General features: G+C 68.8%; 18 protein-coding genes and 1 tRNA gene. 7 read left to right on the top strand and 12 right to left on the bottom strand.

What is annotated here, in order from left to right; genetic code table 11:
• Positions 1 to 4: 4 nt before the first annotated feature.
• From addB to trxA, 3 genes are all read left to right on the top strand, one after another.
• Positions 5 to 2998: a double-strand break repair protein AddB gene (gene addB, locus ABID41_RS09625; protein WP_354297463.1), complete on the top strand. Its 2994-nt coding sequence runs from the start codon at positions 5 to 7 to the stop codon at positions 2996 to 2998.
• Complete coding sequence (addA, locus tag ABID41_RS09620; RefSeq protein ID WP_354297462.1) at positions 2995 to 6447, top strand: double-strand break repair helicase AddA; 3453 nt, start codon at positions 2995 to 2997, stop codon at positions 6445 to 6447. The genes addB and addA overlap by 4 nt, the downstream gene beginning before the upstream one ends.
• Before the next feature lie 79 nt (positions 6448 to 6526).
• Positions 6527 to 6850, top strand: a complete 324-nt coding sequence (gene trxA / locus ABID41_RS09615) for a thioredoxin (protein ID WP_331931536.1) — start codon at positions 6527 to 6529, stop codon at positions 6848 to 6850.
• 172 nt (positions 6851 to 7022) lie between these two features.
• On the opposite strand, the gene ABID41_RS09610 is transcribed toward trxA, so the two are convergent.
• From ABID41_RS09610 to aroA, 10 genes are all read right to left on the bottom strand, one after another.
• Positions 7023 to 8342 (bottom strand): bifunctional folylpolyglutamate synthase/dihydrofolate synthase, encoded by a 1320-nt coding sequence (locus ABID41_RS09610; RefSeq protein ID WP_331931535.1) that lies wholly within the window; start codon positions 8340 to 8342, stop codon positions 7023 to 7025.
• A 117-nt stretch (positions 8343 to 8459) separates the two neighbouring features.
• A complete protein-coding gene (gene accD, locus ABID41_RS09605) occupies positions 8460 to 9389 on the bottom strand; it encodes an acetyl-CoA carboxylase, carboxyltransferase subunit beta (RefSeq protein WP_331931534.1) in 930 nt (309 codons plus the stop codon).
• Positions 9390 to 9397: 8 nt separating this feature from the next.
• Positions 9398 to 10231 (bottom strand): tryptophan synthase subunit alpha, encoded by an 834-nt coding sequence (gene trpA / locus ABID41_RS09600; protein ID WP_331931533.1) that lies wholly within the window; start codon positions 10229 to 10231, stop codon positions 9398 to 9400.
• Positions 10228 to 11448, bottom strand: a complete 1221-nt coding sequence (gene trpB / locus ABID41_RS09595) for a tryptophan synthase subunit beta (RefSeq protein ID WP_331931532.1) — start codon at positions 11446 to 11448, stop codon at positions 10228 to 10230. The genes trpA and trpB overlap by 4 nt, the downstream gene beginning before the upstream one ends.
• Before the next feature lie 14 nt (positions 11449 to 11462).
• A complete protein-coding gene (locus tag ABID41_RS09590; protein ID WP_331931531.1) occupies positions 11463 to 12107 on the bottom strand; it encodes a phosphoribosylanthranilate isomerase in 645 nt (214 codons plus the stop codon).
• Between the two features lie 41 nt (positions 12108 to 12148).
• Positions 12149 to 12556 (bottom strand): large-conductance mechanosensitive channel protein MscL, encoded by a 408-nt coding sequence (gene mscL, locus ABID41_RS09585; RefSeq protein WP_331931530.1) that lies wholly within the window; start codon positions 12554 to 12556, stop codon positions 12149 to 12151.
• A gap of 165 nt (positions 12557 to 12721) precedes the next feature.
• Positions 12722 to 13003 carry an integration host factor subunit beta gene (locus tag ABID41_RS09580; protein ID WP_331931529.1) on the bottom strand — a complete coding sequence of 94 codons (282 nt, stop codon included), beginning with the start codon at positions 13001 to 13003 and terminating at the stop codon, positions 12722 to 12724.
• 282 nt (positions 13004 to 13285) lie between these two features.
• Positions 13286 to 14995, bottom strand: a complete 1710-nt coding sequence (gene rpsA / locus ABID41_RS09575; RefSeq protein WP_331931528.1) for a 30S ribosomal protein S1 — start codon at positions 14993 to 14995, stop codon at positions 13286 to 13288.
• Positions 14996 to 15172: 177 nt separating this feature from the next.
• Complete coding sequence (cmk, locus tag ABID41_RS09570) at positions 15173 to 15817, bottom strand: (d)CMP kinase (RefSeq protein ID WP_331931527.1); 645 nt, start codon at positions 15815 to 15817, stop codon at positions 15173 to 15175.
• Complete coding sequence (gene aroA, locus ABID41_RS09565) at positions 15814 to 17136, bottom strand: 3-phosphoshikimate 1-carboxyvinyltransferase (RefSeq protein ID WP_331931526.1); 1323 nt, start codon at positions 17134 to 17136, stop codon at positions 15814 to 15816. The genes cmk and aroA overlap by 4 nt, the downstream gene beginning before the upstream one ends.
• A 121-nt stretch (positions 17137 to 17257) precedes the next feature.
• Here aroA and ABID41_RS09560 point away from each other — a divergent pair, with 121 nt between their 5' ends.
• The 4 genes from ABID41_RS09560 to ABID41_RS09545 all read left to right on the top strand — a co-directional run bounded on the left by ABID41_RS09560 (position 17258) and on the right by ABID41_RS09545 (position 18775).
• Complete coding sequence (locus tag ABID41_RS09560; protein ID WP_331931525.1) at positions 17258 to 17719, top strand: TIGR02300 family protein; 462 nt, start codon at positions 17258 to 17260, stop codon at positions 17717 to 17719.
• A 118-nt stretch (positions 17720 to 17837) separates the two neighbouring features.
• Positions 17838 to 17913: transfer RNA gene (locus ABID41_RS09555), tRNA-Ala, on the top strand.
• 149 nt (positions 17914 to 18062) lie between these two features.
• Positions 18063 to 18476, top strand: coding sequence for an Hsp20 family protein (locus ABID41_RS09550; protein ID WP_331931524.1), 414 nt, complete (start codon positions 18063 to 18065; stop codon positions 18474 to 18476).
• A gap of 44 nt (positions 18477 to 18520) precedes the next feature.
• Positions 18521 to 18775, top strand: coding sequence for a DUF1150 domain-containing protein (locus tag ABID41_RS09545; protein WP_331931539.1), 255 nt, complete (start codon positions 18521 to 18523; stop codon positions 18773 to 18775).
• 69 nt (positions 18776 to 18844) lie between these two features.
• On the opposite strand, the gene ptsN is transcribed toward ABID41_RS09545, so the two are convergent.
• Complete coding sequence (gene ptsN, locus ABID41_RS09540) at positions 18845 to 19306, bottom strand: PTS IIA-like nitrogen regulatory protein PtsN (protein WP_331931523.1); 462 nt, start codon at positions 19304 to 19306, stop codon at positions 18845 to 18847.
• 70 nt (positions 19307 to 19376) lie between these two features.
• Positions 19377 to 20009 carry a ribosome hibernation-promoting factor, HPF/YfiA family gene (hpf, locus tag ABID41_RS09535; protein WP_331931538.1) on the bottom strand — a complete coding sequence of 211 codons (633 nt, stop codon included), beginning with the start codon at positions 20007 to 20009 and terminating at the stop codon, positions 19377 to 19379.
• Between the last annotated feature and the right edge of the window lie 6 nt (positions 20010 to 20015).

Here is a 20015-nt window from a genome sequence, read left to right as displayed (position 1 = left end):
GCCCATGAACCTCTTCGCCCGCCCGGCCCCGCGGTGGTTCAACATCCCCGCACACCGGCCCTTCGTGCAGGACCTGGCCTCCGGGCTCTATGACGCCCTGACACCGCTCGGCCCCGACGCCCTGTCGCAGGCCATCATCCTCACCCCGACTCGGCGCGGCGCGCGGGCGCTGGCCGACGCCTTCATCGCCGCGGGCGGCGGCAAGGCTGTGCTGCCGCCGCAGATCAGGCCACTGGGCGACCTCGACGAGGGGGAGCCGCCGTTCGAGCCCGGCGACCTCGCCGTCGAGCTGCCCGCCGCCATCAATCCCCTGCGCCGACGCTTCGAACTCGCCCGCCTGGTCAAGGCGCACGAGGTCGAGCTCGGCCGCGAGCTCGACGCCTCAGCGGCCCTGGAGCTGGCCGACGCCCTCGGCGGCTTCCTCGACAGCCTGCAGATCGAGGAGGTCACTGGCGAGGGTCTCGCCGACCTCGTGGACGCCGACCTCGCCGAGCATTGGCGCATCAGCCGCCAGTTCCTGGAAATGGCTCAGCTCGCCTGGCCGGCCCGGCTGGAAGAGCTCGGCCTCCTGGACGTCTCCCAGCGCCGAGTCGCCCTGCTCCGCCGCCTGGCGGAGGCCTGGACCGAACGCCCGCCGCAGGGGGTGCTGATCGCCGCCGGCTCCACCGGCACGGCCCCGGCCACCGCCGACCTGCTGCGCGTGGTCGCGCGGGCCCCTCAGGGCGCGGTCGTGCTGCCCGGGCTCGACGACAGCCTGGCCGAATCCGCCTGGGTCGAGGTCGGCGAGCAGCATCCCCAGGGCGCCATGCGACGCCTGCTGGCCCGCGCCGGCGTCGACCGTCGCGAGGTCATGCCCTGGCCCGCCTCCTTCACCCTGGAATCCCAGGGCCGCTGGCGCCGCCGGGTGATCAACGAAGCCCTGCGCCCGGCCGAACGCACCGCCGACTGGCTATCGGTCATCGAGAGCCTGCGCCGCGAAGGCGAGAAGGACGGCGTCGACGCCATCGCCGAGGGCCTCTCCGGCCTCAGCGTCATCAGCGCCCGCGCCGAGGAAGAGGCCGCCACCGTCGCCGCCCTCCTGCTGCGCGAAGCCCTCGAACAGCCCGGCCGCACCGCCGCCCTGGTCGCCCCCGATCAGGCCCTCGCTCGTCGGGTCTCGGCCAAGCTCGCGCGCTGGGGCGTGATCCCCGACTCCTCGGCCGGCCTCTCGCTCTCCGGCTGTCCCAGCGGCGTCCTCGCCGGCCTGCTCGCCAGGGCCATGATCGACCCGCTCGATCCGATCGTCCTGCTGGCCATCCTCAAGCACCCGCTGGTTCGCCTCGCCATCCCGCCCGGCGTTCTGCAACTCCGGCGCACCCAGCTCGAGCTGCACGGCCTGCGCGGTCCGAAGCGCACCACCTGGAGCGCCCTGGAAGCGCATCTCGCAACCAAGCAGGCCGACGACGCCCTCGCCCTCGTCGCCACGCTGAAAGGCTCGATATCGCGCCTGGCTTTCGACGCCGAGCGCCTGCCCCCCGCCCTCGTCGCCCGCCGCCTGGCCGAGACCCTGGAGACGCTGGCCGCCGACGAGACCGGCGACCTCGGCGGCCTCTGGGCCGGTCACGGCGGCGAAGCGCTCGGTCGCCTGCTCGCCGGGCTTATGGAGGAATCCGACGGCCTGCCCCCGGTCACGCCCCGCGGCTTCGCCGACCTGCTCTCGCGCCTGACCAGCGGCGAGACGGTCCGCACTGGCGGCGCCACCCATCCGCGCCTGCGTATTCTCGGCGCCATCGAGGCCCGTCTGACCCGCGCCGACCGCCTGGTGGTGGCCGGCCTGGAAGAAGGGGTCTGGCCCCAAGGCGCGCCGCTCGACCCGTTCCTCTCCCGCCCCATGCGCGAGCGGCTGGGCCTGCCGCCGCCCGAGCGCCGCATCGGCCTCGCCGCCCACGACTTCGCCCAGGCCGCTTGCGCGCCCGAAGTCATCCTGCTGCACTCCGAACGGCGCGAAGGCGCGCCGGCCGTGAAGTCCCGCTGGCTCTGGCGGCTGGAAACCCTGGCCCGCGGCGCCGGGGTCGAGCTGCCCGGCCGCCCCGACCTGCTCGACTGGGCGCGCAGCCTCGACGCCGCCGAGACCTACAAGCCCGCCAAGCGCCCGGCGCCCTCGCCGCCGCTGGAGGACCGGCCTCGCAAGATGGCCGTCACCCGCGTCGAGGCCCTGACCCGCGACCCCTACGCCGTCTGGGCCCGCGATATCCTTCGGCTCTACCCGCTGGAGCGGCCCGACGAGGCGGTCGAGGCGCGCGCCCGCGGCACCGCCATCCACGCCGCCTTCGAGCGCTTCGCCACCGACTTTCCGCGCGACCTGCCGCCGAACACCGCCGAGATCTTCGAGGGCCTCTACGTCGCCGAGCTGGAGGCCGCCGGCATGCCGCGCGAGGCCCTGGCGCGGGAGGCCGCGCTCGCCCGCGAAGCCGCGCTCTGGGTGGCCGAGCTGGAGACCCGGCGCCGCGCCGACGGCCGCGCCATCCATGTGGAGCTGTCGGGCCAGCGGACCATCGGGGCGCCCGGCGGACCGTTTATCGTCACCGCCAAGGCCGATCGCATCGAGGTTGACGATAGCGGCTATGGCCACATCCTCGACTACAAGACCGGCAAGGCCCCGTCGAAAAAGGTCGTGGATTCAGGGTTTTCGCCGCAGCTCACCCTGACGGCCGCGATCCTCGCCGCCGGCGGCTTCCCCGAAATCGGCCGTGTCGAGCCCGGAGAGCTGACGTATCTGGAAGTCACCGGCAGAAAACCTGCCGGTCGCGAGGAGATTCGCGCCCATGCCGGCGAGGAAAGCGCCGACGCCGCCGCCCGCGCCCTGGAGGGCCTGGCCAAGCTGATCGACCAGTTCGACCGCGGCCGTCCCTACGCCTCCCGCGTCGCCCCGCAGTTCGTGAAACTGCATGTCAGCGACTACGACCACCTGGCCCGCGTCTTCGAATGGTCCACCAGCGGCGAGGAGGACGGCGAATGAGCCCCGACCCGCAAAGGACCGCCGCCGACCCGCGCCTCTCGGCCTTCGTCACCGCCAACGCCGGCTCGGGCAAGACCAAGACCCTGATCGACCGGGTCGCCCGCCTGCTGCTGGCCCGAGCCAGACCCGAGACCATTCTCTGCGTGACATACACCAAGGCCGCCGCCGCTGAGATGCAGCGCCGGCTCTACAACCTGCTGGGTGGTTGGTCGGTCCGCGACGATGACGCCTTGCGCACCGAGCTGGCCCGCCTGGAGGGCCGAGCGCCCGGTGACTACGACTGCGACGCCCTCTCCAAGGCCCGCGCCCTCTTCGCCAGCGCCCTGGAGACCCCCGGCGGTCTGAAGATCCAGACCATCCACGCCTTTTGCGAAAAGCTCCTGCGGCGCTTCCCGCTTGAGGCCGGGGTCTCGCCGGGCTTCCGGGTCATGGACGACACCGCCAGCGCCGCCGTGGCCGACGCCGCCCGCAAGGCCGTCGCCAGGCTCGCCCTGCGCGGCGAGGGCCTGGTCGCCCAGGCCTATGCCCGCTTCTCCGTCGCCCTGGATTTCCAGAGCTTCCAGGGGATGTTCGCCGCCTTCGAAGCCCAGCGCGGCGCGCTCGGCGCCTATCTCGACCGCTGCGGCGGGCTCGAAGGCGCGGTCGCGGACATCTGGCAGGTCTGCGGATTCGACGCGCCAGCCGATCCCGACGCCATTGAGGCGACGGCGATGGCGGAGCTGAACCGCTCGGCCTGGAAGGACTGCGCCGAAATCCTCGTGCAAGGCGGCAAGGCCGACCAGGCCAACGCCCAGAAGCTGATAGCGGCCCTCGGCCCCGAGGGCGGCTTCGAAGCCTGCCTCGCCGCCCTCTTCACCGAGAAGGGCGAGAGCACCCCGGTCGCCTGGGTCGCCAAGACCAGCGGGCTCAAGGTCCGCGAAGACCTGCGTTTCTTCCTGCTGGCCGAGCAGGACCGCCTGGAGCTGGCCCGCGAACGCCGCCGCGCCGCGCGCGTAGCCCACGACACCCAAGGCGCCCTCGTCCTCGCCAGCGCCTATCTGGCCGCTTACGCCATCGAAAAGGCCGCCGCCGGCGCCCTCGACTTCACCGACCTCGTGGAGAAGACGCAAGGCCTGGTCGCCTCCCGTCCCATGGCCGCCTGGGTGCTCTACAAGCTGGACGGCGGGATCGACCACATCCTGGTGGACGAGGCTCAGGACACCGCGCCTGAACAATGGGCCATCGTCCGCGCCCTGACCGAGGAGTTCTTCTCCGGCACCGGCCGCCCCACCGACCGCGCCCTCGAGCGCAACATGTTCGTGGTCGGCGACGAGAAGCAGTCGATCTACTCCTTCCAGGGCGCGCGGCCCGAGCTGCTGATCCAGGAATTCGAGTTCCACAAGGACCGCGCCACCGGCGCAGGCTTCCGCTTCGAACGTGTCGATCTGCTGGCTTCCTGGCGCTCCACGCCCCAGGTGCTGCGCTTCGTCGACGCCGCCTTCGCCCCGGTCGAGCTGGCCTCGGCCATCCTGCCCCGGGTAGAGATCGAGCCGATCCGCCACGAGGCGGTCCGCACCGACCATGGCTGCGTCGATCTCTGGCCCCTGGAGCGCGAGGCCAAGGGCGACCTGCGCGAGGCTTGGGACGCGCCCCTGGACGAGGAGGGCGAGGCCAGCGCCAACAAGCGCCTGGCCGGCAAGATCGCCGCCGAGATCGAAGCCCTGATCGCCCGCGGCGACGCCGTGCTCGACAAGGAGACGCGCCAGCCCCGCCCGGCCACCGCAGGCGACGTCCTGATCCTGGTCCGCCGCCGCAAGGCGCTATTCGAAGAAATCCTCCGCGCCCTGAAGCATCGGAAGATCCCGGTGGCCGGCGCCGACCGCCTGGCGCTGTCGGAGCACATCATCTTCGACGACCTGCTGGCCGTGGCCCGTTTCGCCCAGTTCCCGCACGACGAGTTGACCCTGGCGGCCCTGCTGCGCAGCCCGTTCTGCGAACTTTCCGACGACAGCCTTTACGCCCTGGCCAAGGGCCGCTCCGGCGACCTGGCGGGCGTTCTCCGCCGCCGCCGGGGCGAGCGGCCGGAATGGGAGGCTGCCGCCGCCTTCGCCGACTGGGCGCAAGGCGCGCGCAACCTGCGCCCCTTTGAGTTCTATTCGCGCCTGCTGGCTCTTCGCGACGCCGCCGGCTGCTCCATGCGCCGCCGCCTCTTCGAGCGCCTGGGCGCCGAGGCCGAGGACGCCCTCGACGAGTTCCTGGCTCAGGTCCTGGCCGCCGAGGGGCGCGGCGTCGAGGACCTGGAGAGCCTGGCCGCCGGCCTCGCCAGCCTCGACATCACCGTCAAGCGCGAGATGGAGGCCGACCGCGACGAGGTGCGGGTGATGACCGCCCACGGCGCCAAAGGCCTGGAGGCGCCGATCGTCTTCCTGCCGGAGACCACGCTCTCCCGCACCGCCCGCGGCGCGCCGCTGATGCCCACCGAGGCCGGCGGCTTCCTCTGGAGCGCCTCCAAGGCCACCGACTGCGCCGCCTCCGGCGAGGCCCGCGAATGGCGCGCCAAGAAGGAAGAGGACGAGGCCGCCCGCCTGCTCTACGTCGCCCTCACCCGCGCCCGCGACCGCCTGGTGCTCTGCGGCCGGCTGTCGGCCACCGCCAAGGAGGAGAACGTCAAGGGCTGGTGGGGCGCGGTCGCCGCCGCCTTCGACCACGCCGACGTCGCCGGCGACAGGCGCATCGTGAGGGCTGGCGACCTTGAGTTCCTGCGCTTCGGCCCCGATCCGGTTCCGCTCGGCGCCGCGACCGCACTCGCCGCGTCCAGGGCGCCCCTGCCGGCCTGGGCCCAGGTCGAGGCGCCGCCGGAGGCCTTCGCCCGCTACGCCTCTCCCTCGCAGCTCGGCGAGGCGACGATCACGCCGGCGACCTCGCCCCTGGTCCGTACGGAGGGCCTGGGCCGGTTCCGGCGCGGCGACCTGATCCACAAGCTGCTGCAGATCCTGCCCGACCTGCCGGCCACCGAGCGACCGGCCGCCGCCGAACGCATCCTCGCCCGCGAGCGCGACCTCACGGACGACCAGCGCAGCGAAATGACCCGGGCCGCCCTCGGCGTGCTGGGCGACGCCCGCTTCGCCGAGGTGTTCGGCCCGGGCAGCCGCGCCGAGGTTTCCATCGCCGGCACGGCCCGCGGCCTGCCGCCTGGCCTGGCCATCTCCGGGCGGCTCGACCGGCTGGTCGTGCTTCACGATCGCGTGCTCGTGGCCGACTTCAAGACCAACCGCCCCTCGCCCGAAAGGATCGAGGACGCAGACCCCGCCTATCTGCGCCAGATGGCGATTTACGCCGCTGTGCTTGAGGATGTCTTCCCTGGCCGCGCCGTCGAGGCGGCGCTGGTCTGGACCGACGGGCCTAAGCTGATGGCGGTGCCAGAAAACCTGCGGCGCCGGGCCCTCGCCGAGCTCGCCCAGGAAGGTTGATACCAGGGCCGTGGCCGCCTACATCGGCTGATCGAGAGCCGCAGCCACCGATTCTGAGCTGGGCTATGAGGAGCTTTTCATGAGCACCGTGACGGTCACCGACGAGTCCTTCGATAAGGACGTCCTGCAGGCGGAAAAGCCTGTGCTGGTGGACTTCTGGGCCGAGTGGTGCGGCCCCTGCAAGCAGATCGCCCCCGCCCTCGAGCAGATCGCCGCCGAACTCGGCGAGCAGGTCACCGTGGCCAAGCTGAACATCGAGGACAGCCCGACCACCCCCTCGCGCTACGGCGTGCGCGGCATCCCGACCATGATGCTGTTCAAGGGCGGCCAGATGGCCTCGATGAAGGTCGGCGCCATGCCCAAGCAGAAGATCGTGGAATGGCTCAACGAGGCCGGGATCTGACGTAACCGCATTTGAGGACCTCCCCTGACGGGGAGGTCCCCTCAGTCAGCCTTGCTGACAGCTCCCCCAGTGAGGGAGCATCTTAAGAGACTCCAGATCCTCCCCCGGCGGGGAGGCGTCTCGATGCAAAGCATCGAGACGGCGAGGGCCGCCTGCGGCGGCCTACTTCTCCTCAAGTCGGCCAGGTCTCCGGGCTCATGGCCAGCACTTCGCCCGCGAAGTGCAGCCCGCCGCAGATCAGCACGTGCGGCGCAGGCCCCGTTCCCGACAGAGCTTCCTTCACCCCTTCGGACACATCGGCCACGACCTGCGCCTCCAGTCCGGCCTCGCGCGCCGCCTGGGCGAGCTCTTCGGCCGAGGCTGCATTGGGCGAATCGAAGGTCGTGGCCAGCACCTTCGGCTTCAGGTCGGCGAAGGGCTGGAAGAAGCCCAGGGCGTCCTTGCGGGCGAACATCGCCGCCACCAGCACCAGCGGCCGCGGATCGCGGGCTGTCAGCCGCCCCGCCGCCTCGGCCAAGGCCCGGCCGGCATGGGGATTGTGCCCGCCATCGAGCCACAGGTCCGAGCCGCGCTCGGCCGCCAGCTTCGCCATCGGGCCATCGGTCAGGCGCTGGAAACGCGCCGGCCAGACCGCGCTGGAGACGCCCTTGGCCAGCGCCGCCTCGTCGATACGCGGATCGCCCAGCGCCAGAGCGGCCGCCACCGCCAGACCGGCATTGGCGAACTGATAGCCGCCGAACAGGCTTGGAGCCGGCAGGTCGTAGAGTTGGTCCGGCATCTGCACCAGCAACCGCCCACGCTCTTCCCAGGCGTCGAAGTCGCGCCCCATCAGGGTGACCGGCGCGTCGAGCTTCTCGGCCTCCTCCAGGATCACCGCCTCGCCTTCCGGCATTTGCCGGGCGACCACGGCCGGGCGGCCGTGCTTGATGATCCCGGCCTTTTCCCAGGCGATCTTGGAAAGCTCCGGTCCGAGCATCTCCAGGTGATCGTAGTCGACCGGCGTGATCACGCTCACGGCCGGGGCGTCGAAGATGTTGGTGGCGTCGAAACGGCCGCCCAAGCCCACCTCGACGATGCAGAGATCGGCCGGCGTCTCGGCGAAGGCCTGGAGCGCCAGGACCGTGGTGATCTCGAAGAAGCTGATCGGCTCGCCGGCGTTGGCCGCCTCGACCTTGTCGATAAGCTCGGACAGGCGCTCGTCGGTGACCAGCTCGCCCGCCACCCGGATCCGTTCGGCGAACCGGACCAGGTGGGGCGAGGTGATGATATGGGTCTTTAGCCCCGCCGCCTCGGCGATGGCCCGCAGATAGGCGACGGTCGAGCCCTTGCCGTTGGTGCCCGCCACGTGGATCACCGGCGGCAGGCGCTTTTCGGGATGGCCGAGGGCGGCGAGCAGGCGCTCGACCCGGCCGGTCGTCAGGTCGATCAGCGACGGGTGATGCGCCCGCAGCCGCAGGATCGCCTCGTCGGAAGCGCGGATGGGATCATACATGGCGAAGGTTCCCCCGCGTGACACGGTCAGCTAACCGCATTTCCCTTGCGGGAGAAGGCGTGAAATCGGTGCGGGCTTGGGAATGCGAGACGCCCGTCCGGCGGGCGCCTGCTCCGGTCAGGCGGCTTTCGAAGCTTCGCGCCCCATCATCAGGGTCTTGAGGATCGAACCCAGGGTCGAACGCATCTCGCCGCGGGTGACCACCCGGTCGATCTGGCCGCGTTCGACCAGGAACTCGGCGCGCTGGAAACCCGGCGGCAGGGTCTCGCGGATGGTCTGCTCGATCACCCGGCGACCGGCGAAGGCGACCATGGCGTTCGGCTCGGCCAGGTGGATGTCGCCCAGCATGGCGTAGGAGGCCGAAACCCCTCCGGTGGTCGGGTCGGTAAGCACCACTATGTAGGGCAGGCCCGCGGCCTTGACCTCATTCAGCGCCAGGGTCGTGCGCGCCATCTGCATCAGGGCCAGCGTGCCCTCCTGCATGCGGGCGCCGCCCGCGGCGGTGAAGATCACGAAGGGAACGTCCCGCTTCACGGCTTCCTGCGCGGCCTTGATGAAGGCCTCGCCGACGCCGACGCTGAGCGAACCGCCCATGAAGCTGAAGTCCTGCACCGAGACGATGCAGGGCTGACCCTCGATGGCTCCGAAGCCGGAGCTCAGCGCGTCCTGCGCGCCGCTGGCCTTACGGGCGGACTTCAGCCGCTCCATGTAGGGCTTGGTGTCGGGGAACTTCAACGGATCGTCGACCACGCCTTTCGGCGCTTCCAGCTTCTCGTACTCACCTTCGTCGAAGGTGTAGCGCAGGCGCTGCTCGGCGCTGATCCGCATATGGTGGCCGGACGGCGTCACCCAGAGGGCGGCCTCCAGGTCCGAGCGATAGATCATCTCGCCGGTGTCGGGGCACTTCACCCAGAGGTTTTCCGGGGTCTCGCGCTTGGTCACGAGATTGCGCACGCCCGGCGCGATCCGGGACAACCAGCCCCGGCGTTCGCGCGGTCCCTGCGGGCCTTTGCCCGACTTGTCGTTTCGCTGTTCAGCCATCGCCATGGGGAGTTTTACACCGAAAGGCTTTCGACTCGCGCAGAGCGCACAGCCTTAGCCAAGGATTCCACTTTGGAAAGAACCCGGCCGGTCACAGATTCGTTCATTGCCAAGCCTGTTGCGACCTCTTCGACCAGCGCCGATCCGACCACCACGCCGTCGGCGACGCGCGCCACAGCCGCGGCCCGTTCGGGCGTCCGGATGCCGAAGCCGACGGCCACCGGCAGGCCGCCCGCGGAGCGGACGCGCTCCACATGCGGCGCGACCACCGAAGCGTCCGCTTCCTTCACCCCGGTCACGCCGGCCACCGAGACATAGTACGCAAAGCCCGACGTCCGGCGCAGGATCACCTTCAGCCGCGCATCGTCGCTGGTCGGGGTCGACAGCAGCAGCAGCGAAAGCTGCTCGGCGTCCAGGGCGTCGGCCAGCGGATCGGCCTCCTCCGGCGGGATGTCGACCACGATCAGGCCATCGACGCCGGCTTTCGCCGCATCCTGAGCGAACTGCCTGAAGCCGCGGGTCACCAGGGGATTGGCGTAACCCATCAGGACGATCGGAGTGGTCTGGTCGCCCTTCCGGAACTCGGCGATCATCTGCAGGGTCTTGGAGAAGGTCATGCCGTTCTCCAGCGCCCGCAGGGCCGCGCGCTGGATCGGCGGCCCCTCGGCCATGGGATCGGAGAACGGGAAGCCGACCTCGATCACGTCCGCTCCGGCGGCCGGCAGCCCCTTCAGGATCTCCAGGCCGGTATCGTAGTCCGGGTCGCCGGCCATGATGTAGGCGACGAAGGCGGCGCGGCCCTCGGCCTTCAGCGCGTCGAAGCGCGCGTCGATACGAGCTTTGGTCAAATCGTGCGTCCCAGGTGCGCGGCGACCGTCGCCACGTCCTTGTCACCCCGGCCCGACAGGTTCAGCACCACGATCCCGTCCTTGCCGACCTCGGCGCAGACCTCGGGCAACCGGGCCAGGGCGTGCGAGGATTCGATCGCCGGCAGGATGCCTTCCAGCTCGGCCAGCAGCTTGAAGGCGTCCAGCGCCTCCCGGTCGGTGCAGGTCAGATAGCTGGCCCGGCCGACATCGTGCAGCCACGAGTGCTCCGGCCCGATTCCCGGATAGTCGAGGCCAGCCGAGATGGAGTGCGCCTCGGTGATCTGGCCTTCGTCGTCCTGCAGCAGATAGGTCATGTTGCCATGCAGGACACCCGGCCGGCCGCCGTTGATCGCCGCCGCGTGACGTCCGGTCTCCATGCCCTCGCCGGCCGCCTCGACCCCGATCAGTCGCACGCCCTCGTCGTTCAGGAACGGATGGAAGAGGCCGATGGCGTTCGAGCCGCCGCCGACGCAGGCGACCACGGCGTCGGGCAGGCGGCCCTCCAGCTCCATGATCTGCTGCTTCACCTCGTTGCCGATCACCGACTGGAAGTCGCGGACCATGGCCGGATAGGGATGCATGCCGGCGGCCGTGCCGATCAGGTAATAGGTGTCGTGGACGTTGGTGACCCAGTCACGCAGGGCCTCGTTCATGGCGTCCTTCAGGGTCGCCGAACCGGCGGTGACGGGCACGACCTCGGCGCCCAGCAGGTTCATCCGGAAGACGTTGGGCTTTTGCCGCTCCACGTCCACCGCGCCCATGTAGACGACGCAGGGCAAGCCGAAGCGCGCGCAGACCGTGGCCGTCGCCACGCCGTGCTGGCCGGCGCCGGTCTCGGCGATGATCCGGGTCTTGCCCATCCGCATGGCCAGCAGGATCTGGCCCATGCAGTTGTTGATCTTGTGGGAGCCGGTGTGATTCAGCTCCTCGCGCTTCAGATAAATCTTGGCCCCGCCATAGTGCTTCGTCAGGCGCTCGGCGAAATAGAGCGGGCTGGGCCGCCCCACATAATGGGTCAGGAAGCTGCGCAGCTCGGCCTGGAAGCCCAGGTCCGCCTTGGCCGTCGTATAGGCTGCGTCCAGGTCATGGACGAGCGGCATCAGCGTCTCGGGGACATAGCGGCCGCCATAGTCGCCAAAGCGCCCATTCGCGTCCGGATAGGAAGTGTAATCGTTGGGCTTGTTCGGAGCGTTCACGGGAAATCTACAGTTCAAACGCGTCGGACAGCGTCCAGGAACGCCGAGATAAGAAGCGGGTCCTTTAGTCCCGGACCACGCTCCACGCCAGAAGAAACGTCCACCAGCGGCGCGCCGGACACGCTTATGGCCTCGCCCACGTTCCACGGATCGAGCCCGCCGGCCAGGAACCAGGGCCGGGCGAATCGCCGCCCCTGCATGATCGTCCAGTCGAACCGCATTCCGCCGCCGCCCGGCAGCGGGTGGTCCTTGGGAAGCTTGGTGTCGAACATCAGGTGCTCGGCCACCAGTTCGAAGTCCGCCGCGGGAGCCAGGTCAGAAGCGTCCGAGACCGACAGCACCTTGATGATCCCGGCGCCGGTCCGCGCGGCGACCTCGTGAGCCCGAGCCGGCGTCTCCTTGCCGTGCAACTGGATGAAGTCCGGGCGCAGGGTGGCGCGGAGGTTCTCCAGCAGGGCGTCGTCAGGATCGACCGTCACCGCCACGACCTTCACCCCGCGGGCGCGGGCCGGTTCGGCCAGGATAGCCGAGGCCTCCGGCGCCACGTAGCGCGGGCTTCTGGGGAAGAAGTTGAAGCCGATATGGCTGGCCGCACCATCGAGCGCCGCCAGGACGGTCTCGGGCGTCGAAAGTCCGCAAATCTTGGCGCGCGCGCTCATGGGGCGCAGTTAGACCGCCTCACGCGCCAAGCCAAGTCGCCTCAGGACCTGGACTTCAACAGGTCGCGGATCTCGGTAAGCAGCGCTTCGCTCGCGGTGGGGGCCGCGGGGGCGGCCTCGGCCTGGTTGCGGCGCAGGGTGTTCACGCCCTTCACCAGCAGGAAGATCACCCAGGCGACGATCAGGAACTGGATCACGATGTTGATGAAGGCGCCGTACTGGATCGCCACCAGCTCGTTCGCCGCCGTGGCCGGATCGTCCGGCTTCAGCACGATCTGCAGGTCGGCGAAGTCGATGCCGCCCGTCAGCAGGCCGATCGGCGGCATGACGACCAGGTTGACCAGGCCTTCGACGATCTTGTTGAAGGCTCCGCCGATGAGCACGCCGACCGCCAGGTCGATGACGCTGCCGCGGGCGATGAATTCCCGGAATTCGGAGAAGATACCCATAAGCCACCTTGATCTGCGAAAGCCCGGCCGCAGAATCGGTCAAGCCCTTGACTTAGGTCAAGCGGCCAAAGTCCTAAAGCGCGAGAAGGTCAGGTGGAATCGCCTGATCGTTGAATCCCGGCCTGGATTCATGAGGCTGGGCGGGACGCGCCCACCCAATGCGCCCTAATCGGCGTTCAAGCGCTCTCGCAGTTCCTTGCCGCTCTTGAAGAACGGAACGTGCTTGGCCCGCACGTCCACGGCTTCGCCGGTCCTGGGATTGCGGCCCGAACGGGCGTCGCGCGAGCGCACCGACAGGGCGCCGAAGCCCCGCAACTCCACGCGCCCATCGGCCTCGAGGGCCTGGATCATACGCTCGAGGATCACCCCGACCACACGTTCCACGTCACGTTGGGTAAGGTGCGGGTTCTCCTCCGCGAGACGGGCGATAAGTTCCGACTTGATCATGCCTATTTCCGGTCCCCGAGCCGTTGGGGAGACGGCTCATAGGCGTTCTACAACGCGCAAATAGTTCGCCAAAGAGGCGCGCCTCGCAAGAAGTCGCTGGAAGCGAGCGGGACCATGGTCGAGTCCGAAAGGATGTTCAAGGCGCAAACAGCGTCAAAACGTACGCACCGCCCCGCGATTGGCCGCTTTCCGCTGCATTTTCGGGGGCGCCGCCGCAAAGAAAAACGGCGGACCGGTTTCCCGATCCGCCGTCAGCTTCAAACCGCTATGCGGCTGTGAGGCTTATTCCTTGCCGGCCTTCTCGCGAAGGGCCGCGCCGAGGATGTCGCCCAGCGAAGCGCCGGAGTCGGACGAGCCGAACTGCTCGATGGCTTCCTTTTCTTCCATCATCTCGAGCGCCTTGATCGACAGCGACACCCGGCGGGCGGCCTTGTCGATCTGGGTCACTTGAGCGTCGACGCGGTCACCCACGGCGAAGCGTTCCGGACGCTGGTCCGCACGGTCGCGGGACAGGTCGGACTTGCGGATGAAGGCGGTCATCGGGGCTTCGTCGTCGCCGAACCGCACTTCGATACCACCGGTGGTGATTTCGGTGACGGTCACGGTGACGGTCTGGCCGCGACGATAGGTGTCGCCTTCCATCGGGTCGCCAGCCAGTTGCTTGATGCCCAGCGAGATGCGTTCCTTCTCGACGTCGACGTCGAGAACGCGCGCCTTGACCACGTCGCCCTTGTTGTACTTGGCGATCGCCTCTTCACCCGACACGGTCCAGTCGAGATCCGACAGGTGCACCATGCCGTCGATGTCGTTGTCGAGGCCGATGAACAGGCCGAACTCGGTCGCGTTCTTGACTTCGCCTTCGACGGTCGAGCCGATCGGGTGAGCCGCGACGAAGGCGTCCCACGGGTTCGCCATGGCCTGCTTCAGGCCCAGCGACACGCGGCGCTTCGACGGATCGACGTCCAGCACGACCACGTCCACTTCCTGAGAGGTGGAGACGATCTTGCCGGGGTGGACGTTCTTCTTGGTCCAGGACATTTCCGAGACGTGGACCAGGCCCTCGACGCCCGGCTCCAGCTCCACGAAGGCGCCGTAGTCGGTGATGTTGGTGATCCGGCCGGTGAACTTGGCGCCCACCGGATACTTGGCTTCCACGCCGTCCCACGGGTCGGACTGCAGTTGCTTCATGCCAAGGCTGATGCGCTGGGTGTCCGGGTTGATCTTCACGATCTGGACCTTCACCGTGTCGCCGACCGCGAGCACCTGGCTCGGGTGGTTGACGCGCTTCCAGCTCATGTCGGTGACGTGCAGCAGGCCGTCGATGCCGCCCAGGTCAACGAACGCGCCGTAGTCGGTGATGTTCTTGACCACGCCTTCGCGGACTTCGCCCTCTTGAAGCTGGCTGACCAGCTCAGTGCGCTGTTCGGCGCGGGCTTCTTCCAGGATGGCGCGACGCGAGACGACGATGTTGCCGCGCGGACGGTCCATCTTGAGGATGGCGAAGGGCTGTTCCTTGCCCATCAGCGGGCCGACGTCGCGCACGGGGCGGATGTCGACTTGCGAGCCCGGCAGGAAGGCCGAGGCGCCGCCGAGGTCGACGGTGAAGCCGCCCTTCACGCGGCCCACGATCGTACCCATGACCGGCTCGTTCTTCTCGTAGACGCCTTCCAGACGGGTCCAGGCTTCTTCGCGACGGGCCTTGTCGCGGCTGATCACCGCTTCGCCCATGGCGTTTTCGACGCGCTCGAGGAAGACCTCGACGGTGTCGCCCACCTTCAGGGTCGGCTTGCCGTCTTCGCCAAGGCCGAATTCCTTCACCGACACGCGACCTTCGGTCTTCAGACCGACGTCGATGATGGCGAAGTCCTTTTCGATGCCGACCACCGCGCCCTTGACGACGGTGCCTTCCATGAAGTCACGGCCGCCCAGCGAGGCGTCGAGCAGCGCGGCGAAGTCGTCACGCGAGGGGTTGAGGCTAATATCGTCAGCCATTGATGTTCTTTCGTACTTGAATGACGCGGATCCCGGAAAGGACATGATCCCGCCGAACGGAAGTTCGGACGGAGTCCCGGCGTCGGATTAGGGGTTGTGACCGATGACGCGGGAAACCCCGCGCCGGTGAATTCGCCCGCAGCCGTCTGAGGGAAAGGCGCGGTTGGATTTGCGTCCCTAGGATTGCTCCCAGCGCGCGCGCGCCGCCTCGACGATGCGGCGGGCCGCATCGGTGACCTGCTCTATAGTCATTTCGCTGGTATCCAGCAAGACGGCGTCCTGCGCCGGACGCATCGGCGCGCTCTCCCGGCCGCCGTCCCGCTCGTCACGCTTGCGGATATCGGCCAGCACATCCTCGTAGCTCACCGCCTCGCCCTGCCCCTGGAGCTGCTTCCAGCGACGCTCGGCGCGCACTTCCGGCGTGGCGGTGACATAGAGCTTGGCCGGCGCCTGGGGGGCGATCACCGTGCCGATATCGCGCCCGTCGATGACCGAGGGATGGGCGGCGAAGTCGCGCTGCAGCTTCAGCAGGGCCGCGCGGACCTGCGGATGCACCGCCACCCGGCTGGCCGCCTCGCCGGCGCCGCGGGTCCGGAAGCCCGGATCGTCGAGCAGCCCGGTCTCCAGGCCCGCCGCGATCTTCGCCGCCGCGGCCTCGTCGTCCAGATCCAGCCCGGCGCGCTGGGCCAGCACGCCCACCGCCCTATAGAGAAGACCGGTGTCCAGCACCGGCAGGCCATAGGCCTCGCCCAGGCGGGTCGCGACCGTGCCCTTGCCGGAGGCCGCCGGCCCGTCGACGGCGATGACGAACGGCGGCTTCACGAGATGTCCGCGCCCATGCCGCCCATCAGCTCCACGAAGCCCGGGAAGCTGGTGGCGATCATGCCGGGCTCGTCCACCGACACCGCCGCGTCCGAAGCCAGGCCCATGACCAGGTGCGACATGGCGATCCGGTGATCGCCCTTGGTCGTCACCCGCGCCCCGCCGGCCACCGCATGGTTGGCCCGGGCCGAGCCGATGACGATCAGGCCTTCGGGTTCTTCCTCGACTCCCACGCCGTTGGCCGAAAGGCCCGCAGCCATCAGGGCGATGCGATCGCTTTCCTTCACGCGCAGCTCGCCGATGCCGCGCATGATCGTCGCGCCCTCGGCGAAGGCAGCGGCCACGGCGAGGATCGGATACTCGTCGATCATCGACGGCGCGCGCTCCGGCGGGACCTCGACGCCCTTCAGGCCGCAATGGCGCGCGGTGATGTCGCCGACCTGTTCGCCGCTTTCCTCATGCACGTTCGAGATAACGAGATCGGCCCCCATCTCCTGCAGCGTCGTGAAGAGTCCGGTCCGCAGCTCGTTGAGCAGCACGCCCTCGACGGTCACCTCCGAGCCCGGGGTCACCAGGGCCGCGACCAGCGGGAACGCCGCCGAGGACGGATCGCCCGGGACCCGCACCCTCGTCCCGGTCAGCTTCTGGCCGCCCGGCAGGGTGATGTGGCGGCCATCGTCGCGGTCCTCCACCAGCACCTGCGCGCCGAAGGCCCGCAACATGCGCTCGGTGTGGTCGCGGGTGGCCTCCGGCTCGATCACCTGCGCGCCGCCCTCGGCGTGCAGGCCCGCCAGCAGGACCGCCGACTTCACCTGGGCCGACGGTTCGGGCAGGCGGTAGGAAAGATGCTTCAGCGCCCCGCCCTGCAGCGTCAGGGGCAACCGTCCGTTGGACCGGCCGATCCAGGTCGCACCCATCTGGCCGATCGGGCCGAGCACGCGCCGCATCGGACGACTACGCAGGGATTCGTCCCCGGTGAAGGTCGCCGCGAACGGAAAGCCCGCCATCGCCCCCATGATCAGGCGCACGCCGGTGCCGGCGTTGCCGCAGTCGATCACATCGGTCGGCTCCGAGAATCCGCCCTGGCCCTCGACGCGCCAGCGTCCCCCGCCCAGGCGCTCGACCTTGGCGCCGAAGGCGCGCATCGCGGCGGCCGTGCGCAGCACGTCGTCCCCTTCGAGAAGGCCTTCGATCTCCGTCACCCCGGTCGCCAGCGCGCCCAGGATCAGTGAACGGTGAGAGATCGACTTGTCGCCTGGGGCGCGCACGCGGCCCCGCAGCGGGCCGCCGCGTTTCGCGGTCAGTCCTGCCGACGTCATGGGATGCTCAAGCCTCCTTGGGGCTTGCTGTTTTTTCGAAAAGGGTTTGCTTTTGACAGCGCTCCCGGCCCATGGCAAGGGAGCCCGCTTCAATTCCAAACTCGCTAGAGGCTCAGCCCCCTTGGCCAATCCAGAACTGGGCGCAAAACAGATTTGCCCCAACTGCCAGGCGAAATTCTACGACCTGCAGCGCCGGCCCGCCGTCTGCCCGAAATGCGGCACGGAGTTCGATCCGGACGAGGCGGTGCGTAATCGCCGCGTCCGCGCGCGCACCTCGACCGTCGATCACGACCACGAGGAAGCCGAGGATCAAGTCCGCGACAAGTCGTCCGACGACGAAGAAGAAGAGGACGAGACCGCCACTCCGGAACTGGACGAAGTCTCCGACGAGCCACCGCTCGTTTCGGACGACGACGACGAGGCTCCGGACGCGACGCCCGAGGACCAACTCTCCGAATTCACCGAAGACGACGACCTCGACGAGGAGGGCGACGACGTGCCGTTCCTCGAGGACGAGGAAGACGACGATTTCGACGATACCGAGATCGATGGTCTCCCCGGCGAAGGGGACGACGACCGCTGATTTCGGGGGTGCGACAACCCACCCAAATTTTTCTTTCAGGGTGGGTTGATCGCACGAAACTCTCAGACTAGGTTCCGCGCCTCTTCGGGGGGCGACCACTGAAGAGCCCGAAACTTCCGGGGCTATAGCTCAGTTGGTAGAGCGCTTGAATGGCATTCAAGAGGTCAGCGGTTCGACTCCGCTTAGCTCCACCATGGAGGCCCGCAGTTAGCGCTGCGGGCCTTCGCCTTTTCCGGGCCGGCCGTTGAAATTTACGGCCACGATCGCCACATGAATTCCATCCGGAGCGTCGTGCCGATTTTGGGCGGCGCGCCGGGGAGTCGCTTAAACCGAGGACTCTGGAATGAACCGGCCGCTTGTCTTCGACAGCCCCTTTCTGCTGGGTTTCGATCATACCCGCAGCCTGATCGAGCGCGCGGCCAAGGCCGCCGCCGAAAGCTACCCGCCCTACAATGTGGAGGATCGCGGCGAAGGCTCGCTGCGAATCACCCTCGCGGTGGCGGGCTTCACGCCCGAGCAGCTCCAGGTGACGGTCGAGGACCGTCAGTTGATCGTGGCAGGCAAGCGCGAAAGCGCCACTGACGAGGCCTATCTCCATCGCGGCATCGCTGCGCGGGGCTTCGTTCGGACCTTCATCCTCGCCGACGGCATGAAGGTGCATGGCGCGCTGCTGGCCCACGGCCTGCTGCACGTTGACCTGATCCGGCCTGTACCCGAGCGCCTCGTACAGCGGATCCCCATCCAGACGGCTGGCTGAACCGGCGGCCGCTCGAAGCGTTGAGTTTTACGGAGGTGGTCATGATGACGCCCAATCTTACGACTGAAGCTTTCGCCGCCCTTGGCGCGCCCGACCTGGTCTATGTCCGCCCGATCAAGGCGGCGGAAATCCTGGCCAACACGCCTGCGGCCCAGATCCAGGGCTTTCAGCTCGATCCTGATCAGACGCTCTATGCGGTCCACCGCGCCGATGGCGAGCGGTTGGCCGTCCTGACCGACAAGGACTCGGCCGTAGCCGCCGCGCTGGCGCACGAACTGGCCCCCGTCTCGGTCCATTAAGCCATCTTGAGGCCGCGCCCGGGCGAGAACGCCCGGGCGAGGTCACCCCTCTTTCAGCTCAGGATTCTTTCAGGCCGCAGCCGACTGTTCCTGCACCAGCAGGGCGTGAATGGCGTCGGGCGTGTGCGCCTGGCGCAGGTGTTCGCGCAGGTCGCCCTGGCGCAGCAGGCGCGAGACCCGGGCCAGGGCCCGCAGGTGCTCCGAACTGGCGTTAGGCGGCGCGAACAGCGCGAAGATCAGGTCCACAGGCTGGTCGTCGACCGCCTCGAAATCCACCGGCTGGTCCAGGCGCAGAAAGACGCCGCGCATCCGGGTCAGGCCTTCCAGCCGCGCATGAGGCACGGCCACGCCGTGGCCGACGCCAGTCGATCCCGCCGCCTCGCGCGCCAGCAGGCCCTCCAGCACCACGGCCGAGTCGAGGCCGAAGTTGCGGGCGGCGATCTCCGCCGCCAGGGTCAGGGCCTGCCGCTTGTTCGGCGCGCTCACGCGCGCCGCGATCGCCGCGCGGTCCAGTATATCGCCTATTTGCATAGCCTCGTGACGCCCAACTCGATTACTGCCCGAAGCACGGCCGGCTCGGGGGCGACGGAAACACCGCTACCTAGACTCGGGTTCCGTTCAGTTCGCTCCCGTCGAACGTTTTCGTGCGTTCCGGGTCGATCCACCCGATATTCCCATCGGGGCGGCGGTAGACCACGGACAAGCCTCCGTGAGCGACGTTCCTAAACACGATTGTCTGAGATTCCGTCAAGTCCAACTCCATGACCGCCATGGAAACGGTCATTTCGCGCACGGGCTTTTCGGTCTCGGCGATTATCATTCCCGCCGGCGGGACATCCTGCGGCGTTTCGTCCGCCCCCCAATCCAGTTCGTCCTCCTCCTCGGGAGCACGGATCACGAAATAGGCGGCCGTCTCCGCCTGCTTGGCGTTGGCGGCGAAGGAGTGGCTCTTCAGCCGGCGCTTGTAGCGCCGGATACGCGTTTCCATCTTTGCGAGCGCGGCGTCGAACGCGCCATGCGCGTCGCTCCCGAGCCCCTGGGACTGCAGGGCCTGGCCGGAGGCCAGCTTGACCGCGCAATCGACTTTGAAGGAATGGCCCTCACGGCTGACGACGACGTCGGCGTCTCCGCCGCGGTCGAAGTACTTGCCAATAGCGCCGGTGAGTTCGTCGGTGACCCGCTCTCGCAGGGCCTCCCCGACGGCGACATGCTTGCCGGAGACTTGGACTTGCATGCCCAT

The organism is Phenylobacterium koreense, assembly GCF_040545335.1.
In the GTDB taxonomy this organism is placed as follows: Bacteria; Pseudomonadota; Alphaproteobacteria; order Caulobacterales; family Caulobacteraceae; genus Phenylobacterium; species Phenylobacterium koreense.
This window is presented reverse-complemented; position numbering and strand designations above follow the sequence as displayed.

What these genes read in the sequence shown, in the direction of transcription:
- trxA (WP_331931536.1), top strand. Translation starts at nt 6,527, where the DNA reads ATGAGCACCGTGACGGTCACCGACGAGTCCTTCGATAAGGACGTCCTG.
- mscL (WP_331931530.1), bottom strand. Translation starts at nt 12,556, where the DNA reads ATGGGTATCTTCTCCGAATTCCGGGAATTCATCGCCCGCGGCAGCGTC.
- addB (WP_354297463.1), top strand. Translation starts at nt 5, where the DNA reads ATGAACCTCTTCGCCCGCCCGGCCCCGCGGTGGTTCAACATCCCCGCA.
- aroA (WP_331931526.1), bottom strand. Translation starts at nt 17,136, where the DNA reads ATGACGTCGGCAGGACTGACCGCGAAACGCGGCGGCCCGCTGCGGGGC.
- rpsA (WP_331931528.1), bottom strand. Translation starts at nt 14,995, where the DNA reads ATGGCTGACGATATTAGCCTCAACCCCTCGCGTGACGACTTCGCCGCG.
- ABID41_RS09545 (WP_331931539.1), top strand. Translation starts at nt 18,521, where the DNA reads ATGACGCCCAATCTTACGACTGAAGCTTTCGCCGCCCTTGGCGCGCCC.
- ptsN (WP_331931523.1), bottom strand. Translation starts at nt 19,306, where the DNA reads ATGCAAATAGGCGATATACTGGACCGCGCGGCGATCGCGGCGCGCGTG.
- accD (WP_331931534.1), bottom strand. Translation starts at nt 9,389, where the DNA reads ATGGCGATGGCTGAACAGCGAAACGACAAGTCGGGCAAAGGCCCGCAG.
- addA (WP_354297462.1), top strand. Translation starts at nt 2,995, where the DNA reads ATGAGCCCCGACCCGCAAAGGACCGCCGCCGACCCGCGCCTCTCGGCC.
- ABID41_RS09590 (WP_331931531.1), bottom strand. Translation starts at nt 12,107, where the DNA reads ATGAGCGCGCGCGCCAAGATTTGCGGACTTTCGACGCCCGAGACCGTC.
- ABID41_RS09550 (WP_331931524.1), top strand. Translation starts at nt 18,063, where the DNA reads ATGAACCGGCCGCTTGTCTTCGACAGCCCCTTTCTGCTGGGTTTCGAT.
- ABID41_RS09610 (WP_331931535.1), bottom strand. Translation starts at nt 8,342, where the DNA reads ATGTATGATCCCATCCGCGCTTCCGACGAGGCGATCCTGCGGCTGCGG.
- ABID41_RS09580 (WP_331931529.1), bottom strand. Translation starts at nt 13,003, where the DNA reads ATGATCAAGTCGGAACTTATCGCCCGTCTCGCGGAGGAGAACCCGCAC.
- hpf (WP_331931538.1), bottom strand. Translation starts at nt 20,009, where the DNA reads ATGCAAGTCCAAGTCTCCGGCAAGCATGTCGCCGTCGGGGAGGCCCTG.